Source organism: Streptomyces sp. C1-1 (genome assembly GCF_050214755.1).
Classification (GTDB): Bacteria; Actinomycetota; Actinomycetes; order Streptomycetales; family Streptomycetaceae; genus Streptomyces.
On sequence record NZ_CP189826.1, the window covers coordinates 6307903 to 6331511 of the forward strand.

Sequence of the window (23609 nt, forward strand, 5' to 3'; positions counted from 1 at the left end):
GGGCGAAGGCACGTGCGCCGGATGCGCGCAGGAGGGCACGGTGCGGCGGTCAGGCCCGGCGCCCAGGCGGCCAGGACCTCGAGTGTCTCGTCCGCATACCGCCACGCCGTCGCCTCCCCTCCGACACGTGACGGAAGTCGGGCTGCTTCAAGCAGGCCCTGCTGGTCTTGGCCAGGGACCTCGCGAGCCCAAACCCGGGGATCACGCGACATCGCCGATGCCCTGGCTGCCTGCTGTCACCCACAACGGTGATCCCCGAAGCGCCAGGGTTCGCCACCCTTCCCCGCCCTTCCGGCAACCATCAGCATGATCACCGTTTGACCTGCGGAGACGTACTCAGTGCACAGCCATGGGTATGGCGCGTTCCCGACGAGGCCCTTCAGGAGATCACATGTGGAACTCAGCATGGATGCGCAGTGTGGAGTGGCTTGCCGCGGCCTCCTCCGACCCCCGAGCGTGCAAACGGCAGTGGGACTCCGGAACGGGTGCCACCCTGCTGGAAGCCGGGCGCTACTGGAACGTTCTCAGTGTCCCCGAAAGCCTCGGGCTGCTCGCTCTGAACGTCCTGTGGGAGGACCCGCTGCGCACTCCCGGCCCCGTCCTCAGGCACAGAAGAGCCCGTAGGGTGGGCTTCTTCCTGCCTCCCGGCCCCGCCGGCCAGTGGATCGGCCTCGGAGTCCGCCACGTCGGCAAGGGATCCTGGATTGCGGTCCCGCCCCCTTACCGTGACACCGGACACCTGGAATGGGTCATCCCACCCAATGGAACTGGGGCTTTGAATTCCCCCGACCTGCTGGAAAGAGCCCTGAAGACAGCCACACTTGCTGGGCCACCATTCATGACCAGGTAGTCAGCGTTTCCCGGTGCGGCTGGTCGGCCGGGGCTCGGCAGCCGTGTTCGGAGCCTGTGCTCCTCCGTTCGGCGGCGCACCGCTGGCGCCGGGGCTGCGCCGCTTGCAGGGTTGCGGTGTGGGCTCATCCGGTCCTCCCCACGTCGCTGCCTGGGCCGGAGGCTCCCGGTGCCGCCGTTAACGGCGAAGTAGCGGCGGCACCGTTTGGGGCTTGTCTGGGTGACTACTTCAGGCGCCGCCGGCGCTAGCGGCGGTCACCCTCACGGGTGAGATGAGTTAGATGATCTGCCCGACGACCTCGACGTGCGTCGCGTTGGGGCTGTGCTCGGGGCCTTGACACGAGTGCGCCGCTTGGCCTCACGGTCAAGCGGCGGGGTGGGGTTGGACTTCGACATGTGGATCTCCGCAGTGATCGGAGACCCAGGTGTCAACGATGATCGGCACTTTTGATTGACACGGGTGCCTCCGTCGGCTGCAGTCGGTGTCGGCGCAATGGGCGCCGGGGCGGCCTGGTCAGGGTGATCTGACGTACCAACTGCTGGAAACAGGCCAAGGACGCGAAGATCGGCATCGCAGCCGCCGCTCTGCCCATGAGGTCGTTTGGGGCCTGGGCGATACACAGGGCCATGGCGATGGAGGAGAACACCAAGACCACGCACCAGGAGTGCAAGGACCGGCGCCGGTGCAGCGCGTGGCGCAGAATGGACAGCGACGCCACCAGCCAGGGGCCGAAGATCAGGAGAGGCCACCAGGGGACGACGCTGCTGGCGGTGGGGCCCGCCGCGATGAACAGCAGCGGATCATAAGCGATCACCCCACCCAACACGCTGACTGTCGACGCGATGACGGCCACCACTGCGCCAATGCAGTAACTGAGAGTGAGGAGCTTGTCTTTGCGTCGTGCCCGCGTCTTCCGATGACCCGGGGTCGCGGTCTTTACGGGGGGCAACTCTGCGGTGATCTGCACCAGGTTTTCCCGATGGGACCTCGTATCCGGAGGTTCCCCGATGCGTGCGGCCGGAATTTTGGCCTGCTCCGCCTCGACAGCGTCGCGCAGTATATAGGCCAGCTCCTCTGCAGGATCCCAGCCTGACTCCGGCGGCGTCAAAGGAGGATAGAGAATCCCAACTGGGTTCTGATATTCGTTGGCGTCCTTATAGCCGTAGGAAAATTCGGCGGAGAAATCGGAATAGGGGGTTGGTACTTCTTCGTGCATGGCGCGGCTGCCCGTCCTTTTGCGTCGACACTCAGGCTTCCAACTCCATCCAGCGTCTTGAAAGACCACCTTCCAGAACGCTCAAGGCGTGCACGAAATCCTGCAGGTCATCATCGGTTGCATCAAGCGTGATGGACAGTCCCCCCTTGGCGAGGATCCCGTTGGCCGTTTCGGTGGTGGCGGGTTTTGGGATGTAAGTGAACGAGCCCAGCCGTGTGACAGGGACACCTTCCGAGTGCGTCCTCTTCGGGAGAGGACTGATCGTCTGTTCCTCGATTGCCTTCGTCATGTAGCGACTAACGGCGTCCCTCGTTGGCGGATGCGCCGCGAACGGGTGAATGATTAACAAGACAAACATGTTGTGCAGGTGTCGGGAAGGCCTATAGGCGATCGTATGAGGCGGGGAATGTTGATCATCCACAACCTCTACTTACTACTGTATGAGTATCTCGGCCGACTGTGCTTTTACAGTAATCCTGACCAGAACGGCGAAGGGGGCAGCTCGTTTCGAGTGAAGTTCTGCCGCCGTCGTCGCCTCGATCGCCGCCGCTGTGGCGTCGGCTTCGTTGCCGGTAACGCCAGGGCCGGCGCGCGGACTGGGCGGCCGGCGACACGGTGGCGTGATCCGTTCTGTGTCGGGGAACGGCGTGCCATGTACTAGATCCGGAGAGGGATGAGACCCGTCCGGGCACAGGGGGGCTGCCGCCCGGACGGGTCATTGCCTTCGCTGTGCGAAGGCCGGGGAGGGTCAGATACCGGGGCCGGCGACGTAGGTGAACGCGCCCACTGCGGTGGCGGACCCTGCGGGGTTGGTGACGACCACGTCGACCGCCCCAGCGGTGCCGGGCGGGGTGACCGCCGACAGCGTGGTCGCGTTGATCACCGAGAACGGCGCAGGGGTGCCGCCGAAGGTGACCGAGTCGGTGCTGCCGAGGTTGGTGCCGGTGATGGTCACCGCCGTACCCCCCGACGTGGGACCCGAAGTCGGGCCGAGGGAGCCGATCGTGGGGTCGTCGATGTAGGTGTAGGTCAGGCCGTTGTTGGTGCCCCCGGCGGTTGTCACGCTGACCGCCACCGGCCCGGCCGCCGACCCTGCCGGCACGGTGACGCTGAGCGAGCTGTCGGAGTTCACCGTCGGCGTCGCGGTCACGCCGCCGAAGGACACGCTCGTGGCCGTGGACAGGCCGGTGCCGTTGATGGTGATGCTGTTGCCTCCGGCCAGCGCCCCGGAGGTTGTTCCCAGGGAGGACTTGAACGGGGCGCCGACGTAGAAGAACGACACCGGATTGCTGACCCCGCCCGGGGTGGTCACGGTCACCCCGACCGATCCGGTCCCCGAGGGGGCAACAGCGGTGACCTGGGTAGGCGAGACGTTGGTGACGCTCGTGGCCGGCTTGCTGCCGAAGGTCACCGCGCTGGTGTTGGACAGGTTTGTGCCGGTGATGGTCACTAAGGTTCCGCCACCGGTGGAACCCTGATTCGGAGAAATGGGCATGAGGACACTCCTCGCTGATCGATGGGGACATGCGAGGAACCGGCATGGGGGACCTGCCCACCGGGGCGCAGTATGGTGAGCCGCGCCGCAGGCAACAGACACCTGTCCCGACGCCTTCAGGCGCCGTCAGTCTGCCGGGCCCAGAGTGAATGGAGAGCTGCCCGCCGCGGCATGGCGGCAGCACAGCAGCCTGCGTCATCTCCTTGGGCAGGGAGAAAACCGGCAAGGGCTGCCTGTCTCAACGCTCACCCCGGCACGGGATGGGCAGCCCGCCGGTTCGCACTCTCAGTGACCCACAGCCCCAAATGGGTGACAAGGGGCCACACCGCATATCACCCGAATGGAGTACACCTCAGGGAGGCTCCCCGCGGGCCGACCGCATTCCCACCTGCCAGTGAACGGCCAACTCGGCCTCCAGCTCGGCGATGCGTTTGCCGTGCGAGTTCGGACCGATCGGTTCTGGTCGAGGACCTTGCGGCGGAACTCGTCCCTGCGGAAGACGACTTCGGGTTCGCAGGATCGGGTGTGACCTCGCCGTAGGCGTGGTGAACGGCTACCCAACACCGGTCGCAGGGCAGGCGCGCAAGCCGGTGGTACACAGGAGCCCGCAACGAACATGCTTAAGCATCCGTTGTGTTGTGCTGCCCCCTTGCGAGAGGCGGCTCCCTGTGGAGTACTTGAAACAGCGAACCGGCGGGCCGCCCATCCCTTGACCGGAGATCACGCCAAGGGCGGCATGTGCCGGTTCTTCTCTGTGCGCCGACGGCGGAACTCCGCCACCCCGGCTGCACAATTCGGATGCCGACCTCCTCCTTGGACCTTCCACGCAGGAGTCCCCGTGGTCCCTGGGGACTTGATGTGTCCTTGCCTTGTTCTGTCAACGAGGAGCCTCGTCATGCCTATCTCTTCGCACCAGGCATCCACCGGCGACGGTGCTCTGGCGACCATCACCAGTACGAACCTGTCTGGCACCGCCGTGTCGCTTTCGGGTGCCGGCAGTGGCGGCGAGAGGATGACCGACGCGGACGGCCCGGGCAACCCGATGCCGTTCTTCTGCATCGGTGCTTCGTTCAAGTCCTCGCTCAGGTCGGCTTCCGGCGCTTTTCACAGCGGTAACGCGGTCACGATCAACGGCGTTGGGCCAACAACGGCCGCCGCGTGTGTCGTTCGGGTATTCGACCCTCGAATACGGTGCCGCCAGGTCCTCACCGGATGGCAGCTTTCTTTCAGCGCCAAGGCGGCTCCGATGGCTGCAGGCTCGATTCGTCGTTCAGGGCCCAGCGGGACAACAGCCGTCCACTCTCCGCGTTGATCACCAGCAGCTGTGATGTTCCCTGCCGATGTCCACTTCGGCCCCTGTCCGGAGCGCGGTGACCTCCGTCAGCAATCGCGCCGGTGGGGCCCAGCAGACGACCTCGTCTCATCGCCCTGCACAGCGATCGAGTCGCATCTCCCCACGGGCGGTCGAGATATCGCGAGGCTCCGGGGTGGCCAAGCTCCTTTAGCCGTCTGGCGGTCCCACCCCCAACAGCCGTGCCCAGAGCCCTGGGCCCCGCTGAACTCACGAATGATCATCTGGAAGCCGCCAGAAAGGCAGGGCATCGTCATGCCACCCACGATCAGCACCATCAGTCCCTTGCAGGGGCCCACCACCGGTAGTACCACCGTCACCCTCACCGGCACTGGGATGACGGGGTCCACCGCCGTACGGTTCGGCAGCACCAATGCCACCTCCTTCACCGTCAACTCGGCCACTCAGATCACCGCCGTGAGCCCGCCCCACGCCGCGGGAGCCACGGCGGTGACCGTCGTCAATCCAACCGGCACCAGCAACTCGGTGACGTTCACCTACGTGGCGGCGCCGACACCGGTGGTCACGGGACTGGCCCCGAGCAACGGCCCGACGTCGGGCGGTACCAGTGTCACTCTCACGGGAACCGGGTTCACCGGGGCCACCGCGGTCACTTTCGCCGGCGTCCCGGCGGCCTCGTTCACCGTGAACTCGGCCAGCCAGATCACTGCCGTGACACCCAGCGGAAGTGCCGGGGCCGCCGTCGTGACCGTCACGACACCGGGGGGCACCAGCGCCCCGGACGCCTTCTTCTTCTACGCGGCGCCTCCCGTCCTGAGCAGTGCCGAACCCGCCCGGGGTTCGACGGCCGGAGGAGTGACGGTCACACTGACCGGGAGCAATCTGCTCAACGCCGGCCACGTGTGGTTCGACAACACCAACGCCACCTCCTTCACCGTGGTGTCGGCGACGCAGATCACGGCCATCGCCCCACCGGGCACGGGCAGTTCACCGATCACAGTGATCACCCCGGGGGGCACAAGCAATCCTGTCGCCTTCTCCTACGTCCCCGGCCCCACCCTGACAGCACTGGTGCCCAGTAGCGGTCCGACGTCCGCGGGCACCCTCGTCACCCTCACCGGGACGAACCTGGCCACCGCCTCAGCCGTCGTCTTCGGGGCTGTGACCGCCCCGTTCACCGTCGTGTCGAACACACAGGTCACGGCGACCGCACCCGCAGGACCTGCGGGTCCCATCACCGTGACTGTCACCACAGCGGGCGGTACCGCCCCCGGGCTGACCTACACCCGCAAGGCCCCGCCTGGCATCTGACACCCAAAGACCCCGGGCAGGAGACGCCGCCCACACCTCGTACGTAGAGCACCATGCACCGCTCCCACGCTCGCCCGTACGACGACCGGTTCATACGGATGATCCAATCAGGCTACTTGCGGGCGCTCCTTCCCGGACAGCAACAGAGATCTTCCTAGCGTGAGGCTCGCACGGCATCCGCAGTCCGCGGATCCGGCGAGTACAAGGAGCCGAATCAGTGAGGATCACACCACGTAGAGGGCGACTGGTCGTTGCCACAGCCCTGGCCGCCGTGCTGGGCCTGGCATCGCCTGCCTGGGCCGTAGCCTCGAGCACCACGGTGACGGCCATTCCGGCGTCCGCCGTGGTGGGTTCTTCGGTGCTGCTGACGGCCACGGTCGACTGTACCGCCGACCCTAGCGGCGGGCTCGGCGTGACGTTCTTCGACGGCCCCACCCTGCTCGACACCGTGCCCGTCGGTGCGGACGGCCAGGCCGGTTACACCGCCACGTTCACCACCGCAGGCCCGCACAACATCACCGCCGCCTACAACGGCAACGCAGAGTGTGACGCCTCCAGCGCCACCACCACAGTCCAGGTCACGCCGCCGGCACCAGGCCCCACTCCGGGCGGGTGTTTCCTGCTGTGCAACGGGCTGATCAACTTCTCCGTCAGCGACTCCAACAACAACACCGTTAACATCTACAAGGACCCGATCACAAAGCAGAGAGCTGCACGTTAATTGGCTCCGTCCGGGTCTGTAACAGCGGCCAGCGTCTCGCGCAGAGCGGACGGGGCGTTGACCAGTACTTCCAGGGCAGGACCAGTTGCTCGTCGGGCACGAGTGCAGGCGGCCCGGACTTGGCACACTCTCGACAGGTTCCACGGTCTCCAACTCCACGGCGGCGTCGGTCACTTGACGTCTCTCTAGTGATCGTCGGATCCGCCGTTAGATTGACACTCCCGCCTCCGGGCTGAGCGAGCGCCCTCGCATCATGACCACAAGACCGCGATCACCGGCCCTGACTCGCCCGGACACGGCCTTGTGCAACACCCTTCAGGGCGGGCACTTGATGGGGCGCAGGGCCCACACGGCCACGGGTGCTCCGATTGCCACGAGTGCCGCTGCCACACAGAGACCGAGCTGGTAGCCCGTAAGGAATGCCTGCCCCTGTGTGGCTCCTCGAGACACGGACGCATAATCTCCAACGGTCACTACTGCACCCACCAAAACAATACCGAGCACGCCGGACAGTTCGCGGGTAGCGCTGAACAGGCCGGCGGCGAACCCGGATAGGTGGACGGGTGAAGATTCCAGGGCGCGAGTTGTCAGAGGAAGAGCCAAGGCGGAGCCTGCTCCGACAGCCGCCAGACCGGGCATGAGGTCGAGGAGCTTGCCCTGAAGACTGCCGAGGGCGATCAGCAGCAGTCCCGCGGCAACTGACATCAGACCTGTAGCGGCGACTTGGCCATCTCCCCACCGCTTGGCCATGACGGAAACGAATGGGGCGGTCAGGAAGAGAGCTGAAACCACCGGAGTGAACGTCAGCCCCGCTTCTGTCGGGCTGAGGTGTAGTGCGCTCTGCAGGAACTGGGACGTATAGAAGTACACACCGGTCACGCCCAGGCCCCACAGGAGCTGGGTGATGAGCCCGCCGGCAAAGGGGCGGGCTCGAAGAAGTTGCACCACCGCAGGGCTGCTGCGCGTGCTGCGCTTCTTGCACATCAGCACGATCGCACCGCTGAGGGCGGCGAACCCTGAGACGATCACGGACGGCTCACCGAGCCCCGTGGAAGGCGCCTGGATCAGGCAGTAGACGAAGGAGGCGATGGACAGGCACGCCAGCGCGATCTGACGATGCAACCCTTCGGCTACATCATGTGCGCCCTGTTGTGGACGAGACGGGCCGCTGGGCAGGGCGAAGGCACCGACAATGAAGCTGGCTACGCCGAGCGGGACGTTCATGACGAACAGCCACTGCCATCCAAGGTGCTGCGTGACGACGCCGGAGATCACAGGCCCAAAGGCCAAAGCAGAGGCCATCGCGGCGGTCGTCGCGCCAAAGCCCGCAGTCCGTACCCGGCTCGGGAGATCGTGCGACATCATGGCGAGCGACGCGGGCAGGATGAAGGCGGCACCGCCGCCCTGGACACCGCGGAGGCAGGCCAGCACCAATCCTGTGGTCGACAAAGCGCAGCAGGCCGACGACACCGTGAATACGGCGACACCTGTCAGCAGGGACCATCGTCGCCCCTTTCCGTCCGTCAGTCGCCCGGCAAACAGCAAGAAGCTGGCGAGGGCCAGCGGGTATGCGGTCGCCACCCATTTCACATCAGTGTCTGTCAGGCCGAGTTCAGTACGCATCTGCGGGAGGGCGAGATTCACTACGGTGTTGTCCAGGGCGGTCAAAAAGGTCGAGAGAACGACAGCTGTGACGATGCTTAGTACACGTAGTCGACCCATGATTCCCTGCCTGTCACGATGCTCCTGATATTTGCGTCGGCAACCCATCTGTCGTGACGGTCAACTACTGGCCTTCTGGTGCGTCTCGCCGCGGTGAGGCCGGTTTAGCCGAGACATCCAACGGCGAGGTTGCCCCGGTACTGGATATTGCGCAGGCCCCGACCGATGGGCGCATCAGGTGATCTGCGGGTGTCCAGGCACTTTTGCAACCCGGCGTCCTTGTGCACGTTCAGGTTGTCTCATTGGGGCACGATCGGCGCGGGGAACTGCTCCCAGCAGGTCGCGGTCATGGCCTAGGAGGTAGCGCGCCATCGGGCGCTGGGAGCGTTGACGCCCCCGGATGACGGGTGTCCGCGCCTGACCCGCGGGGGAGCAGCGGGTGGCATCAGTGAGAAGGCGGCGTCGTCTTCGACGCACAGCCTTCCCGGGTGCCGCCACGGTGGTTCATTCGAGTGGCCCAGCGCGACGACCACAGTGTGCGGGTCCCGCGACATCACGCCGGCGAGGCCGGCGATTCGGAACAACAGACCTGGCACCTGGGCGCATAGACATAGAAGCGCTCTCGAAACCCGCTGCCCGATGCGCGGGCCGCCCGCCGTCCAGATGGCGGCGTGTCATGTGGAGATGGGTTCGGTGTCGTGTTTGACTGTTTCGTGCTGCTTTGCATTCCTAACCGGGAAACTGCGGCATGTGAGATCCCGTTCGGCTCTGCCCGACTGATCCCGGGGCTCTTTGCCATGCTGAAACGAAGGTCGGTGAGTCAGTGCCATCGTCGGTGACAGAGACACTCAGCCATCAACTCGCCCACACGGCCGCATGCACCCCTGACGAAACGGCTTTTACGTTCGTCGACCACAGCACTGATAGCCTCGGAACAGTCACCTCGCTGACGTGGGAGCAACTCAATACCCGCGTACGTCTCACAGCCTCAGGCCTGCGACACATGGGTGCTGCTGGTGAAAGAGTCGCGATCGTCGCGCCGCAGTCCCTCGAATACATCGTCGGCTTCCTGGGTGCCATCTGCGCGGGAGCGATCGCCGTCCCGCTGTTCACCCCGTTCCTTCCAGGCCACAAGGACAAACTTGCGGCGGTCCTTCAGGATGCGGCCCCCATCCTGATGCTGAGCGTAGAAGACCACCGCCAGCCACTCGCGGAATTCTGCGCTGCCCAAGGCATCGTGTCCGGCTGCAGCGTCGTCACCGAATCGGACGTGCAGGAGGTCGCGAAGCAGTTTCCTGTCGAGGCTCGAGACCCTCAAGCCGGTGATCTGGCCTACCTGCAGTACACCTCCGGCTCCACGCGGATTCCATCGGGCGTGGAGATCACACATTCCAACGTGTGCATCAACGCTCGGCAGGCGCTTGATGCTTACGACGTCCGCCGAGGGCGCAACTGTACTGTGGGGTGGCTGCCGCTTTACCATGACATGGGTCTCGTGCTTGCGGTCGCCTTGCCCATCATGGGGCATATCCCTTCGGTTCTCATGGATCCCCTGGCGTTCATCCAACAGCCGGGCCGTTGGTTGAGCCTGCTCTCTCAGCACAAAGGGGCCATCACCGCGGCACCCAACTTCGCTTATGACTACTGTGTCGAACGGGTGACTGCCGACGAACGGGCCGCTCTGACGCTCGGCTCCGTTGCAGCCATGGTCAACGGAAGTGAGCCCATCGCGCCGCGAACCCTGGATCGCTTCCAGGCGGCATTCTCGGCGGTCGGCATGAAGCGCACGACCATGCGCCCCTCCTACGGGCTTGCCGAAGCCACGGTCTTCGTTTCTGCTTCTCCCGTTGGCGAAGAGCCGACGGTCACCGCCTTCGACAGGCAGTCCCTGCGGGAGGGGGTTGCCCGCGTCGTCAAGGACAGCGACCAGGGGGAGACGGTCGTCGAACTCGTCGCATGCGGCCGGCCGGCCGGCCAGGAGATCGCCATCGTGGATCCCTCGACGCAGAGGCGGCGAGAAGACGGGCAGGTCGGGGAGATCTGGCTTCGTGGACCGAACATCGGACGCGGTTACTGGGGCTCCGCCGAAAGCAGTGAGGCAGCCTTCCGCGCAGTTCTCGAGGGAAGTGAGCCCTGGCTGCGTACCGGAGACCTCGGCGTGTGGCACGACAAGCAACTCTACGTGACTGGGCGTCTCAAGGATCTGGTGATCGTCGACGGCACCAACCACTATCCGCACGACATCGAAGAGACGGTCCAAAAGGCACATCCGGTGATCCGGCCCCACCACATCGCTGCATTCGCGGTGACCACTGCCGGCGGGGAACGCCTGGTCGTCGTCGCTGAGCATGGCCGGGACCTTACGGATGCCGACTCCGTTCTCGAGGAGGTGACGCGCGCAGTCCGGGCCGCAGTCGTCTCCGCGCATGGACTTGCCGTCCACGACTTCCTTCTCGTGCAGCCCGGGGCGGTTCCCCGCACCACCAGCGGCAAGGTCGCCCGCAGCGCATGCCGTGACCTGTACCTGGCCGGTACCTGGGCGGCACCCACCGGCGACTAGGCGCGCGGGCGGGCCCTACACGACGGAGCACCCGGGGAGAGACCATGCAACCCAACACCGAAGCGGCCACGGAATCCGAGGACGACCCGATCTCCGCACCGGGGCTGCGGGCAGCCCTGCGCCAACTCGTCAGTGACCTCTGCAGGGTGCCACAGGAAGAAATCGACGCCGCCGCCCCGCTGGCGACCTACGGCCTGACCTCCCGTGCCGCAGTCGACTTGGCCGGACGTCTGGAACGGCTGCTGAAACGCCCGCTGCCCGCCACCCTGGTGTGGGAATACCCAACCATGGACCGTCTCGTGCAGCACCTGTGTCCCGTCCCGCAAGATGCTGTCGAAAGCGGGGAGCCACGAGCACGTTCCGAGCAGCCCCTCGCTGAGGGGCTCGGCCCAGACGGCGACCACGTTCGCGTGGCCTCTTCGGCACCATGCTCTGTCGCGGTGGTCGGCATTGGCTGCCGCCTGCCCGGTGGTATCAGCGGGGCGGACACCTTCTGGAGACACCTGCTGACGGGCAGCGACCTTACTGGGCAGGTGCCGAGCAGACGGTGGCGAGATTTCGCCACCGGCCCCGGCGCTGCGAAACTGGTCGAGGACACCACCCCCTACGGTGCCTTCCTCCACGACATCGAGGCCTTCGACGCCGACTACTTCGGCATCACCCCGCGCGAAGCCGAAGTCATGGACCCTCAGCAACGACTGCTGCTGGAGGTGTGCTGCGAAGCCCTGGACCACGCGGGAGTGCCGGCGCACGGGATCGAAGGCACCAACACCGGTGTGTTCGTCGGACTGAGCGCCCTCGAATACGGCCATCTGACCACATCTGATCCCTCGCGGCTCACCCCCTGGACCAGTACCGGGGCGGCCGGGAGCATCGCAGCCAATCGACTGTCGTACGTCTTCGATCTGCACGGGCCCAGCCTCACGATCGACACGGCCTGCTCGTCGTCCCTGGTCGCCTTGCACCATGCTTGCCGGAGCCTGGGGAGCGGTGAGTGCGACACCGCCCTGGCGGCCGGAGTAAACGTCCTGCTGTCTCCTCTGGTCACGGCCTCCTTTGAGCAGGCTGGAGCACTGGCCGCCGATGGACGCTGCAAGCCCTTCGACGGCTGCGCTGACGGCATCACCCGAGGAGAAGGCTGCGGGGTTGTCGTGCTCAAACGGCTGGCCGATGCCCAGCGCGCCGGCGACAGGATCCTGGCCGTCATCAAGGGCACCGCTGTCAACAGCGACGGACGCTCTGCGGGGCTCATGGCCCCCAACCCCGCAGCTCAGGAGAGCCTTCTGCGTACGGCGCTCGACCACGCACAGGTCGAGGCCGACAGCATCGACTACGTCGAGACACACGGTACCGGTACCCTCCTGGGCGACCCCATGGAAGCCAGTGCGCTGGGTGCTGTGCTGGGCTGCGGCCGGCCGGTCGACCAGCCGCTGCTGATCGGGTCGGTCAAAAGCAACCTCGGCCATCTCGAGGGAGCCGCGGGCATCGTCGGTCTCATCAAGACGGTCCTGGCATTGCACCATCAGCGCATCCCGCAGAGCCTGCACTTCCATACCCCCAACCCGCACATCGACTTCCCGGCCCTGCGGCTGCGGGTCGTCACCGCCACCACCCCCTGGCCGGAGCGGCGTTCCCGGCCTGCGCGGGCCGGTGTCTCCGCGTTCGGTTTCGGCGGCACGAACGCGCACGTCGTGCTTGAACAGGCACCCGACGTCAAGCGTGTCCTGCCCGCTCCCGGAGTGCAGACGGAAGACGGTTGCCACGACGGCCCCCACGTACTGATCGTCTCGGCTCGGTCAACGGATCGCATCGCTGACGCGGCAGCCAGCCTTGCCCGATTGACCGCGGCCGAGGACGCACCCGCCCTGGTGGACATCGCGCACACGCTTGCCCGCCACCGGCGAGGCCCCAAGTGCGCGGCCATTACCGCGCGTACCGGCCAGGACGCGTCAGCACTACTGGCCGCCCTGGCGCGCGGCGAGGAGCTGCCCGGCATCGTCTCCCCGCTACCGGACGACCCGGCAACAGGACGATCGGCCGCTACCCGCCGGCCCGTCTTTGTGTTCTCCGGCTACGGATCCCAGTGGCAGGGCATGGGCAGCCGACTCCTCCAAGAGGACATGTTCTTCGCCGCAGCCGTGCGCGACCTCGACCCGGTCTACCTGGCCGAAACGGGGCTCCCTTTCAGCAGCATGCTGACCCCGTCGCCGTCCTCCACCCACGTCGACCACGTCCAGCCTCTGCTGTTCGGCATGCAGATCGCGCTGGCGCGAACCCTGGAAGCCTACGGTGTGCGCCCCGCGGCCGTCATCGGTCACTCGATGGGAGAAGTCAGCGCTGCGGTCATCGCAGGAGCACTCGACCCGGCTGACGCTCTGCGCGTGATTCTGCGCCGGTCCGAGGAACTGGCCGCCATCGACGCACAGGGCCTCGGGGCGATGGCCGCTGTCGAGCTCCCGCTCGAGACCCGCGCAGCGGTCCTGTCGCGTCACCCCGGCGTCGGCATCGCCGTGCACTCCTCTCCCCTCAGGTGCACCGTGGCTGGACCCGCGCAGCGTGTGCAGGCACTGGTGGAAGAACTGGTGGCCCAAGGGGTGTTCGCCCGGCTCCTCGAGGTAGCGGGAGCAGGTCACTCCCCGGCAGTCGATCCCGTGCTGCCGAGGGTCCACCACGCGCTGGCAACGCTGCGTCCCCGACGGGCGGACCTCCCCTGGTACACCACCGTGCACGAAGACCCCCGCGCAGACGTCCACGCCGATGCCGACTACTGGTGTGCCAATCTCCGCCGCCCCGTTCGCCTCTACCAGGCGGTCGAGGCGGCCGCGGCAGACGGGCACGACCTTTTCCTCGAAATCTCACCCCACCCCATCGCACTCGTTCCGTTGAACGAGACGCTCCACGCCCACGGGGCACCGGCCATCCCCCTGCTGAGCAAGGAGGGAGATGAGGCAGTCGACCTGCGCACGGCACTCACCCGACTGCACCTCGCCGGCGTTCATCTGAACGAAGACCGCCTGTGGCCTGTCGGGACGCGCGTCGCCCTGCCCACTCCAGCGTGGCGGCACAAGCGCTACTGGTTCGGCCGCCCAGGACGGGCATCCGCTGCCTCCGTCGGCCACGGCCTGCTGGGCACACGTACCGACGATCCGCGCAACGACACGATCCTGTGGCAAACCGACCTGGGAGCCGGCACTGCCCCCGCTCCCGAAAGCCACCTCCACGGCTGTCCGGTCCTCACCCTGCCCGCAGCCGCCGCCATCATGATCGCGGCGGCCCGGGAAGCCCAAGACTGCGACGCGAGCGCTTGTGTGCGGATCGAGGACCTGGCCCTGCACGGATGGCTGCCGATCGCCGGCAGCACACCCGTCACTGTGACGTGGGAACCCGGCGAAGAAGACGCCGTCGCAACGATCAACGCCCGCGCCACCGACGGCACCTGGCATCGCTATGCATCAGCTCAGGTCCGCGTCCTGGGAGAACCTCCCGAAGACACACCCGAAGACACCCCCGGAACGCAACCGGCCCTCACCAGCCACTGGGCACCCACCGCAGAGGGGGAATCGGCCTCTCGGGCCGTCGAAGAAGCGCTCACCGCAGTGCTCTACGCGCCGGCCGGAACAAGCACAGCCGATGCGCACAACGCCGTCCCCGGCATTGATCCTTCACAGACTGTCCCTGTCGCCCTGCACCGCATGCACGTTCACAACCTCACGGCAGACGGTCCCCTCAGCATCCAAGCACACCCCACCGCACCCAAGCCCGCGCCATCTGCCGGCGCACCGACGCCCCCGGCCGACACCCTGCCGGCCTGGAACGTGGTCGCTAGCGGGTCAGGAACGCGCATCACGGCCCAGGGCGTCCAACTGCACTGCGCCGAACGCGCAGAAGTACCGGAGCCACTGGAAGCGTTCACCTACGAGATCCAGTGGCAGAAGTCGCCCGCCCCGCTGCCCGGACGACTCGACAGCGCGCTCGTGCTGAGCGACGAGGCCTCCGCGCGTTCGAACGACACCGTGACCACCGCTCTCCGCGCCGCCCTGAAGCAGCGACGGGTACAGACCACAGCCGGCACGTATTCCGAAGACCACACAGACCAGGTACTCGCCGACTGGCTGGCCGGCACCGAGCGCCATGCCACCCGGGCCGTAGTCCTCCTGCTGCCCCCTCCGGCACAGGCCAACCATGCAGAAGCGCTGCAGACAGCCACACAGGTCGCCAGACACCTTGCGTCCAATGCCCCTGCCACACCACCACGACTGTGGCTGGTCACTGAACGGGCCGTGTCGACGTCACAGGCCGAAGCCGGGGTACCGAACCTGGCCTGTCTTCGCGGACTCGTCCGCGTCCTGCGCCTGGAGGAGCCCGGCCTGAGGACAAGCCTGGTGGACCTCGACATGCACCCCGGCTCCGCCGACGACCTCGTCCAGGAACTGCTCGGCGACAGCCTTGAAGACGAAGTCGTCTGGCGTCTGGGAACCCGTCTCGTCGCCCGTCTGACCCACGCCGACCTGACGGAACAGCAACACAAGGCGCCGTTCGTCCGGCGCAGCGGTGCCTACATCATCACCGGCGGCCTCACGGGTCTGGGCCTGGCGACGGCGCGCCGCCTCGCCGACCAAGGTGCGGGCCGCCTGATCCTCAACGGCAGGCGGCCGCCTTCGCCGGAAGCCCAGAAGGCCATCGCCGAGATGTCGGGCGGCGCCACCTCGATCGCTGTGGTGCAGGGAGACATCGCAGACCCTGAGGTAGCGGCACGACTGGTCGACAGCGCATGCAGCGAAGGGCACACCCTGCGCGGGATCGCCCACTGCGCCGGTGTCCTCCATGACCGGATGATCACCGACCTCGCCACATCCGACATCGACACGGTCCTGCGCCCCAAGGTCAAGGGAGCACTCCAACTCGACGAGGCACTCGGCAGCCACACACTGGACTGGTGGGTCTCCTACAGTTCCGCAGCGGCACTTCTCGGTTCGCCGGGCCAGGCTGCCTATGCCGCCGCCAACGCATGGCTGGACGCGTTGGCGCACCAGCACCGGGCCCAGGGCAAGACCGCCCTCTCGATCGCGTGGGGCCACTGGCGCGACACCGGCGCCGCCCCGGCCCAGCGCGGCATGGCGCTGGAAGGCCTCAGCATGTCCGAAGGCCTGGACGCATTGCACACCCTCGTCATCCGCAACCGCACGCACACAGGTGTCGTGCACTTCGACACGCGCCGAGTGCTCGAGGCATTCCCCGGCATGCTCGACATCCCCTTCTTCTGCGAAACGCTGACAGACGACACCACCGCCGACGACGACTGGGCGGGCCCCGACAGTGTCGCAGCACTCGGTGCCGACGCGGCCGACAAGGTCTTCGAGCGGCTGGTCAAACGCACAGCTGCCATCATGGGCTTCAGCGTTGCCGACCTCGACGAGACGGCCTCCCTTCCAGCGCTCGGCCTCGACTCGCTGATGGCCGTACGCATCCGTAACGCCGTCCAGCAGGACTTCGCCGTCACCCTGCCCACGGACCTCATGCTGCGGGGCGCAACGCTGCGGGAGGTCGCCGACGCCCTGCTGAGCGCCCTCGGACTGGGCGCCGACAATGAGCAGGCGCCGTCCCCGTCCGAGAGCGGATCCACCTGTCGGCCGCAGCCCGTCCTGCCGTCGACTATCCAACCGCGGGATGCCGCCGAGCGCCTGGTTGCCAGCACCTGGACGGAGGTCCTGCACAGTCGGCCCAGCGACGTACGAGCCGACTTCGTGACAGCCGGCGGAGATCGTGGCACCGCTGAGCAGCTCGTGAAGGCAATCCAGCGCCGAGTCGGCGACGTCCGCCTGGACATCACCGCAACGGACATCCTGGAGCAGCGGACAGTGGCCGGGGTGGCAGACCTCATTCGGCCGGCAGTCAATCCGGCCGCCGAGTCCGTCATCACCACGTTGCGAAAGCCTGGCCCAGGCACGGCAAAGGCTCCGCTGTTCACATTCCATCCCGCCGGGGGACCGACTTCCGTCTATCGGCCGCTGACGGAACTGCTGCCGCCCGACCAGCCTGTGTACGGGATGGAGCGGATCAGCACGCTCGATACGATGGAAGAGAAAGCGGCACATTATCTGGACCTCGTGAAAGACATCCAGCCGCACGGACCGTTTCGACTTCTCGGCTGGTCTTTCGGCGGCTGCCTCGCCTACGAAATGGCGCAACAACTGCGGGCAGCAGGAGAGGACATCAGCTTCCTCGGCCTCGTGGACACGATCCTTCCCGCTGCGCTGCCCGGCCTGCACTCGCAGGACGTACTGCTGGAGCGGTTCGGCCGTTTCGCCGAGTACGTACAGAAGACCTATGGGTATGACCTTCAACTGCCGTACGACGAACTGGCCGCCACCCCCGAGGATCAGCAGATCGATCTGGTCATGCGCCTGGTGGCCGAGTCGGGCCTCGACATGAGCCCTGGGATCATGGAACACCAGCGGACCTCGTATCTCGACGCGCGCGTCGGTGAACGCTACACACCGCGGCCGTACAACGGTCCCGTAGTTCTCTACCGGGCTCAGCAAGCGCAACCGCTCACCACGGCCCTCGACCCGCGCTACCTCAGGTCGGAGGCGGATCTCGGCTGGGGGCCCCTGTGCCCCGCCCTCGAGATCGTCCCGGTTGAGGGTGACCACCTCTCCCTCATCGATCCGCCACACGTTGCCACGATCGCTCGCCACCTGACGCAGTCCCTCAGGTCGGTCGGACACCGACCCACTGACGACGGACAAGAATTCGTCTGAGGCAGCTCAACCGACCAGTCGGTGCCACACCTGTGGCACCGACTGGCGATCCAACACCTCCCAGGGGGGCCCATCGCAGCTTGGCCGTCGCCGTAGCCTCCTACCCCGCTACGGCGACCGCGGCTACACCCCCGAGAGGTATGGGCTGCCCACCGGTTGGATATCTCCAGTGACTCAACATTCGGCATATGCCGCAAGAACCAGGGGAATATGTTCACCCTTTTGGCGGGGCGTGCCGGGGGTGGGCATCGCGGCAAGGGTGCAGGGAACCGTTAAAGCTGCTCATATGCCCGGAGTGCGCGAGAGCCTGGTAGCGCTCTGCTGAAAGAGCCGCATGACGGCGTCGTCGTAGCGCAGCGATCAAGAAGGTGGGGTCCTTTTGCGCCGCCTCCGGTGTGTCCGCTGGTACTCGGTGGCGCAATTCGGCATGGTCTGTCTCACACCGGGTCTCGATATTAAGGAAATCCACGGCGGCGCACCATTCGGAGGGTCGCTCACCTGCGGATCTCGCGCTCCAAAAAAGTTTGGAACCCCTCATTCCCGGCACCCCCATGTCCTCTTGAGGAGACTTCGCGGCATGACTCTTTTGGTCAGACTTTTTGCCGGTCGCCTTCGGCTGCACAGCCTCCGGCACGTGACACTTCTCTCACTCCTTACTCTACTGATTACCGCGGGGGTGTCGACGGCGGCGGCAGGCAATGGCGGCCGGCCGGGGGTCGCCCCGGAAGCTCGCATTGTTTCCGTGAAAATGATCGACTCCCGCACGCAGGACCTCATGGTGAGCTCGCCGGCCATGAAGAGCGTCATCCCCGTTCGGATCATTCTGCCCAAGAATTGGGCAAAGGATCCAAAGGTAAACTTCCCAGTCTTGTACATGCTGCACGGCGGTGATGACGACTACACTTCGTGGACTCGTGAAACCGATATCGAGGAATTGGCGCGGTCGTCAAATGTGCTCGTCGTGATGCCCGACGCCGGGAAAGCCGGGTATTACAGCGATTGGCACGCCGGTGACCCACGGTGGGAGACGTTTCACACGGGTGAGCTGGTGCGCCTTGTGCAGAGGACATACCGAGCCAGTTCCTCAAGGGCGATCATTGGCCTGTCCATGGGAGGCTTCGGCGCTCTCAACTATGCGGCACGTCACCAAGGAATGTACCGGTACGTAGCCGCAATGAGTTCCTACGTCGATCTGAACGACCCCGCTGTCCGATTTGCCCTGGCACTCGGCTCCCAGAGGGACGGCATCGACATCAGGCGCGTCTGGGGCGACCCCGTCAGGGATTCCGATGTCTGGCAGGCACACAACCCTTCCGCCATGCCGCGTGCTTTCCGGGGCACGCACGTCCATCTCTCGTCGGGCAATGGCGTGCCGGGCCCGTTGGACCTTCATCGCAGCTACGATCAGGTACTCGTGGGCGCAGCGGCTGAAGCGATGCTTCCAAAGTCCATGGAAAAGTTCGCTTCCTCGCTCCGCTTCGCGGGCGTAAATGTCACGACTCACTTCTATGAGCCGGGCACGCATGCCTGGCCGTACTGGCAGCGAGAACTGCACATCATCTGGCCCGCCGTTATGAGATCACTCAAGTAGTGCAGCTTTCCACGGAGGTCCTGTCGGCCATGGCGTGATGCCGACCCGGCCGAGAAAGGGATGGCATGAGGCGAACGGTGATGATCTTCGCTGCGGGATCACGCGGCGACGTTCAACCTTGTTTGGCGTTGGGAAGAGAGCTGATTCGGCAGGGGAATCGAGTCCGCGTCCTCGCCAGCATGCGCTACCGGCCTCTCGTCGTCGGTGAGGACGGGATTGATTTTCACCCCCTCGTTGCGGACCCTGCGGAGATCATCGATTCAGCAGAGGGAAGGAAACTTCTGGAAACGGGGAGCAATCCGGTTTCCTTCATCCTCGGCATGAGAAGGGTGTTGCGCCCTCACATCACCGATCTACTCGAACAGACACAAGTGGGCGCGAAGGGGGCCGACTTGGTTCTGGCCCCTTCTTTTGGCTTCCTCGGCATGCACCTCGGTCAGTTCCTAGGGGTTCCACACGCGATCGTTCACTTCCAGCCCAGCCAGCCCACCAGAAAATTCCCGCACCCCTTGATGCCGGCTGCCAAGCTACTCGGCTCCCTGGGCAACCGCTTGAGTTTTGACGCGGTCGATGCCGGTTCCTGGCTGATGTTCCGTCCCTTCATCAACGAATGGCGCCGGCAGGGCCTCAACCTGCCGGCCTTGTCCCTGCGGGCTTCAATGCGTCGTATCCGCCGTGCGCCTGTACTCTGTGCGTTCAGTCCCTCGATCGTGCCGAGACCGCCCGACTGGGGCGGGAATGTCCATATGACTGGATTCTGGCATCACGAACAGCCGTTCTGGGAGCCTTCCCGACAGCTCCTGGACTTCCTCGCCGATGGCCCGCCACCTGTTTATTTCGGGTTCGGCAGCATGACGCCCAAGGATCCCGCGGCCACCAGCGACCTCGTGCGGAAGGCACTGCGACGTGCAGGACTGCGCGGAGTGCTTGCCGGCGCTCCCGAAACGAGTGAGCCCGACATGCTCGCGGTGCGGGAAACACCCCACGACTGGCTGTTTCCGAGGATGGCTGCAATCATCCACCACGGTGGGGCGGGAACCACGGCGGCAGCGTTGCGTGCCGGAAAGCCGTCACTTGTCTGCCCATTTTTCGGCGATCAATTCTACTGGGCAGATCGGGTGCATGCACTGGGTGCCGGGCCCAAGCCGTTGCCGGCCCGCAATCTGACAGCCTCTGACCTCACCCAACGTCTCCGCATCCTCACTAGTACGGCTTACGCCGATGCGGCCCAGAGGATTGGCAGGGCACTCAGTGCAGAAAATGGAGTTTCCCAAGCCTGCAGCGTACTGAACACCTACCTACAGAACTGAGGGCTTGACTGGACCGGGGCATCGCCACAGAGCCGCGCCGAACTACTCCCTTGATCGGGTGATGTCGCGGCTCACCGGCGGCCTGCGCGAGGGCTGTTCGAGGGCAAGCGGATCACCTGCTTCCCCACCAACACCGTCGGCCAGCCCCTTGTGGGCGAGCCGCCCCGGGCCGCTTTTCAGATTTCCGGCACCGCCTGGGGGAAGCGTCTCTTACTCCTCCCGGGGGAAAATCGAAGATTCAACACGAGGCGTTCGAGTGAACTGACCCGCGGCGCGCGTTCCGTGGTTTCTTCGTTTGTCTATCCCTCGTTGTGCAGCCTGCAGTCATGGTGCGAGCCGTTCAAGCTGTGCTCGCTCGGTTTCGGCCGTCACCAGGACATGACTGCAGAGAAGGGAAAGCTCATGAAGAAGACCGCCGCTGTCGTCGCGGGTGTGATCATGGCTCTGGGTGCGGCCGCACCGGCTTTCGCGGACGCAGAAGCCACGGGTATCGCGATCGGTTCCCCAGGGTTCCTCTCGGGCAACGTGATCCAGATCCCCATCGACGCTCCGTCCAACGTGTGCGGCAACTCGACCGACGTCACCGCTCTGCTGAGCCCCGCGATCGGCAACCGTTGCAGCAACGACTGACGACGTAACGCTCAACGCACCAGCCGCCGCGGCTGTCTCGTGGCCGGCCTTGGACGTCTTCTCTCCGTTCCAGGGCCGGCTTTTCCCACTTCTCCCAGCAGGAAGACAACCAGAGTGCGACAGACCCTGAGCAAGGGAATGGTCGCGGCCGCCGCCGCGACGAGCATCCTGTCCCTGTACACCAGCCCCGCCCTTGCCGACTCGCAGGCGGGTGGGGCCGCCAAGAGCTCGCCGGGCATCCTGTCCGGCAACAATGTCGAGGTCCCCGTCGAGGTGCCGGTCAACGTCTGCGGCAACGCCGTCAACGCGGTCGCCGGACTCGACCCGACGTTCGGCAACCACTGTGCGAGCGACTCGGGTTCCCCCAAGCACCGCGAACACCAGAGATCGCATGAGGACTACGGCGACGACACGGGGTACGGCGACGAGGACTCCGGCTACGGCGACACGGGTTACGGTGACCACGGTGGCGGACACGTCGACCCCACCCAGTCCCCCGGGCTCGACGACCCCACGCCACCGCCCGGTGGCGGGCACCACTCTCCGCCTCCGCCCGGCGGAGGAGACCACACCCCGGCCCCGTACGGCGAGACCACGCCTTCGCCCCATGGTGCAGGTGACCACACTCCGCCCGCTTACGGCGATGGCGATCACACTCCGCCCGCTTACGGCGATGGTGACCACACTCCGCCCGCTTACGGCGATGGCGATCACACTCCGCCCGCTTACGGCGATGGCGATCACACTCCGCCCGCTTACGGCGATGGCGATCACACCCCGCCCCCTTACGGCGGCGATCACACCCCGCCTCCCTACGGCGGCGATCACACCCCGCCCCCTTACGGCGGCGATCACACCCCGCCCCCTTACGGCGGCGATCACACCCCGCCTCCCTACGGCGGCGATCACACCCCGCCTCCCTACGGCGGCGACCACACCCCGCCTCCCTACGGCGGCGACCACACCCCGCCTCCGCCCGGCGGAGGGGACCACACCCCGCCCCCCCACGGCGGCGACCACACCCCGCCTCCCCAGCTGCCCCATACCGGCAGCAACAAAGAGGCCATGCTCGCCGCTTCCGGTGCGAGCGCCGCGATGATCGTGGCCGGGGCCGTGCTGTACCGACGGGGCCGAGCCGGGTCCCGGCGGTAGTGCCGAGGTGACTGCGCCGGGTGCCGGACGGGTTCTCGTCCGGCACCCGCGCCCGTGCTCGTCGACCTCCGGTGCCTGGTGCCGGGCGAACCACAGGCCGTAGTCGGCGAACATCTCCACCGGGACCGGTTCCCCGTGCCGGGCCGGGACGCCCTGGCCGGCGCAGCAGACGTCGAGGCGCCAGGAGGCCATCGACCTGCCGAAGACGCGCAGGTTCGGTTCCCGGCCGGCGGATGCGGGCCGCGGCGCGGCGAGCCGCGTCGGCGAAGAGCCGGTACTGGGCGCCCGGGCGGGGGTTGAAGTCCAGCAGGAGGTAGCGGCAGTCGGGGTCCAGCGGCCCACCGCCGTCAGGCCCGCGCCGCGCGGCCAGGACCACGGCTTGACGCCGGCTCCGCCGCCGCGGACGCGGCCCGCCCGGTTGGCGTATCCGTGGAAGAACCAGTCCGTGGCCCGGGGCAGGAAGCCTGCAGCAACAGGCGGCTGCCCGCCTCCTCGGCGCGCAGGTACAGCTCAGGGGCGTCCGAGGCCGAGCGCACCATGACCGTGCTGTGCAGGTCGGAGTCCGTCGGGAGCAGCCAGGGGCGGCCCCACTTCGCTACCACGGGCAGCCGTGTGGAGGGGTGGGGGACGTCCGGGGCGGCGCACAGGTCGGCCAGTTCGGCTTTGTCGGCGACGAGTTCGGGCAGAGTGGCCGGCATCGCCGGGAGCAGACAGACGGGGTGAGGTCGTCGCGCAGCCGGTTCACCGCGACGGCGCTCGCGTCGTCCGTAGAGATCGGCACCTGGCGGACAAATCGCGATCGGGTAACGGAACTTCCCTTGGAATCGGCGACCACATGTACCTCGACTCCCGCTCTGCCGAGCGAGGGCACGGCCCCGAGCGTGCCGTGGTGAAAGGGATTCCGGTCGATCCGCAGCACAACGGCGGGGACCCGGATGTCAAACAGCGACACGGTCATGAATTTCTTGTCACTCGTTGGCCGTAACGGCGGTGGCGTAATTCCTGCCGATATGACTGAGTGTCAGTAACCGGATTTCA

14 protein-coding genes and 1 pseudogene are annotated in these 23609 nt (G+C 66.3%); 10 read left to right on the top strand and 5 right to left on the bottom strand.

The genetic code is table 11. The features are described 5' to 3' along the window. Nucleotides 1-391: 391 nt before the first annotated feature. Nucleotides 392-850, top strand: coding sequence for a hypothetical protein (locus ACQF4J_RS28805; protein WP_351565825.1), 459 nt, complete (start codon nucleotides 392-394; stop codon nucleotides 848-850). A 427-nt stretch (nucleotides 851-1277) separates the two neighbouring features. Here ACQF4J_RS28805 and ACQF4J_RS28810 read toward each other — a convergent pair whose 3' ends face one another. The 3 genes from ACQF4J_RS28810 to ACQF4J_RS28820 all read right to left on the bottom strand — a co-directional run bounded on the left by ACQF4J_RS28810 (nucleotide 1278) and on the right by ACQF4J_RS28820 (nucleotide 3561). Beyond that, nucleotides 1278-2066, bottom strand: coding sequence for a DUF2637 domain-containing protein (locus ACQF4J_RS28810; protein WP_351565828.1), 789 nt, complete (start codon nucleotides 2064-2066; stop codon nucleotides 1278-1280). Between the two features lie 31 nt (nucleotides 2067-2097). Next, entirely contained in the window at nucleotides 2098-2355 is a 258-nt protein-coding gene (locus ACQF4J_RS28815) for a hypothetical protein (RefSeq protein ID WP_351565831.1), read from the bottom strand. A gap of 459 nt (nucleotides 2356-2814) precedes the next feature. Next, complete coding sequence (locus ACQF4J_RS28820) at nucleotides 2815-3561, bottom strand: IPT/TIG domain-containing protein (protein ID WP_351565834.1); 747 nt, start codon at nucleotides 3559-3561, stop codon at nucleotides 2815-2817. Between the two features lie 895 nt (nucleotides 3562-4456). Between ACQF4J_RS28820 and ACQF4J_RS28825 the strand changes: the two genes are divergently transcribed. From ACQF4J_RS28825 to ACQF4J_RS28835, 3 genes are all read left to right on the top strand, one after another. Next, a complete protein-coding gene (locus tag ACQF4J_RS28825) occupies nucleotides 4457-4873 on the top strand; it encodes a hypothetical protein (RefSeq protein ID WP_351565837.1) in 417 nt (138 codons plus the stop codon). Nucleotides 4874-5167: 294 nt separating this feature from the next. Next, complete coding sequence (locus tag ACQF4J_RS28830) at nucleotides 5168-6184, top strand: IPT/TIG domain-containing protein (protein ID WP_427167122.1); 1017 nt, start codon at nucleotides 5168-5170, stop codon at nucleotides 6182-6184. A 217-nt stretch (nucleotides 6185-6401) separates the two neighbouring features. Further along, the gene (locus ACQF4J_RS28835; RefSeq protein ID WP_351800388.1) at nucleotides 6402-6905 is read left to right on the top strand and encodes an Ig-like domain-containing protein; all 504 of its coding nucleotides are present in this window, start codon (nucleotides 6402-6404) and stop codon (nucleotides 6903-6905) included. Nucleotides 6906-7220: 315 nt separating this feature from the next. Here the strand turns inward: ACQF4J_RS28835 and ACQF4J_RS28840 are convergent, their stop codons facing one another. After that, entirely contained in the window at nucleotides 7221-8627 is a 1407-nt protein-coding gene (locus tag ACQF4J_RS28840; RefSeq protein WP_427167123.1) for an MFS transporter, read from the bottom strand. A gap of 775 nt (nucleotides 8628-9402) precedes the next feature. On the opposite strand from ACQF4J_RS28840, the gene ACQF4J_RS28845 reads away from it, so the two are divergent. The 6 genes from ACQF4J_RS28845 (at nucleotide 9403) to ACQF4J_RS28870 (ending at nucleotide 22571) form a co-directional block, all read left to right on the top strand. After that, nucleotides 9403-11127 (top strand): fatty acyl-AMP ligase, encoded by a 1725-nt coding sequence (locus ACQF4J_RS28845; protein ID WP_427167124.1) that lies wholly within the window; start codon nucleotides 9403-9405, stop codon nucleotides 11125-11127. A gap of 44 nt (nucleotides 11128-11171) precedes the next feature. After that, entirely contained in the window at nucleotides 11172-17888 is a 6717-nt protein-coding gene (locus ACQF4J_RS28850; RefSeq protein ID WP_427167125.1) for an SDR family NAD(P)-dependent oxidoreductase, read from the top strand. A 577-nt stretch (nucleotides 17889-18465) separates the two neighbouring features. Beyond that, on the top strand, nucleotides 18466-19479 hold the full coding sequence (locus ACQF4J_RS28855) for an alpha/beta hydrolase (RefSeq protein WP_351565854.1): 1014 nt from the start codon (nucleotides 18466-18468) through the stop codon (nucleotides 19477-19479). Between the two features lie 80 nt (nucleotides 19480-19559). Beyond that, on the top strand, nucleotides 19560-20789 hold the full coding sequence (locus ACQF4J_RS28860) for a glycosyltransferase (RefSeq protein ID WP_427168631.1): 1230 nt from the start codon (nucleotides 19560-19562) through the stop codon (nucleotides 20787-20789). Nucleotides 20790-21191: 402 nt separating this feature from the next. Next, nucleotides 21192-21419, top strand: coding sequence for a chaplin (locus ACQF4J_RS28865; protein ID WP_351565857.1), 228 nt, complete (start codon nucleotides 21192-21194; stop codon nucleotides 21417-21419). A 114-nt stretch (nucleotides 21420-21533) separates the two neighbouring features. Beyond that, nucleotides 21534-22571: a chaplin family protein gene (locus tag ACQF4J_RS28870; RefSeq protein ID WP_427167126.1), complete on the top strand. Its 1038-nt coding sequence runs from the start codon at nucleotides 21534-21536 to the stop codon at nucleotides 22569-22571. Nucleotides 22572-22824: 253 nt separating this feature from the next. Here the strand turns inward: ACQF4J_RS28870 and ACQF4J_RS28875 are convergent. Beyond that, a pseudogene (locus ACQF4J_RS28875) lies at nucleotides 22825-23523 on the bottom strand (ATP-grasp domain-containing protein); the annotation flags it as partial. Nucleotides 23524-23609: the final 86 nt, after the last annotated feature.

Bases quoted from the DNA above. Each gene is read 5' to 3' on its own strand.
- ACQF4J_RS28805 (WP_351565825.1), top strand. From the start codon at position 392: ATGTGGAACTCAGCATGGATGCGCAGTGTGGAGTGGCTTGCCGCGGCC.
- ACQF4J_RS28810 (WP_351565828.1), bottom strand. From the start codon at position 2,066: ATGCACGAAGAAGTACCAACCCCCTATTCCGATTTCTCCGCCGAATTT.
- ACQF4J_RS28815 (WP_351565831.1), bottom strand. From the start codon at position 2,355: ATGACGAAGGCAATCGAGGAACAGACGATCAGTCCTCTCCCGAAGAGG.
- ACQF4J_RS28820 (WP_351565834.1), bottom strand. From the start codon at position 3,561: ATGCCCATTTCTCCGAATCAGGGTTCCACCGGTGGCGGAACCTTAGTG.
- ACQF4J_RS28825 (WP_351565837.1), top strand. From the start codon at position 4,457: ATGCCTATCTCTTCGCACCAGGCATCCACCGGCGACGGTGCTCTGGCG.
- ACQF4J_RS28830 (WP_427167122.1), top strand. From the start codon at position 5,168: ATGCCACCCACGATCAGCACCATCAGTCCCTTGCAGGGGCCCACCACC.
- ACQF4J_RS28840 (WP_427167123.1), bottom strand. From the start codon at position 8,627: ATGGGTCGACTACGTGTACTAAGCATCGTCACAGCTGTCGTTCTCTCG.
- ACQF4J_RS28850 (WP_427167125.1), top strand. From the start codon at position 11,172: ATGCAACCCAACACCGAAGCGGCCACGGAATCCGAGGACGACCCGATC.
- ACQF4J_RS28855 (WP_351565854.1), top strand. From the start codon at position 18,466: ATGACTCTTTTGGTCAGACTTTTTGCCGGTCGCCTTCGGCTGCACAGC.
- ACQF4J_RS28860 (WP_427168631.1), top strand. From the start codon at position 19,560: ATGATCTTCGCTGCGGGATCACGCGGCGACGTTCAACCTTGTTTGGCG.
- ACQF4J_RS28865 (WP_351565857.1), top strand. From the start codon at position 21,192: ATGAAGAAGACCGCCGCTGTCGTCGCGGGTGTGATCATGGCTCTGGGT.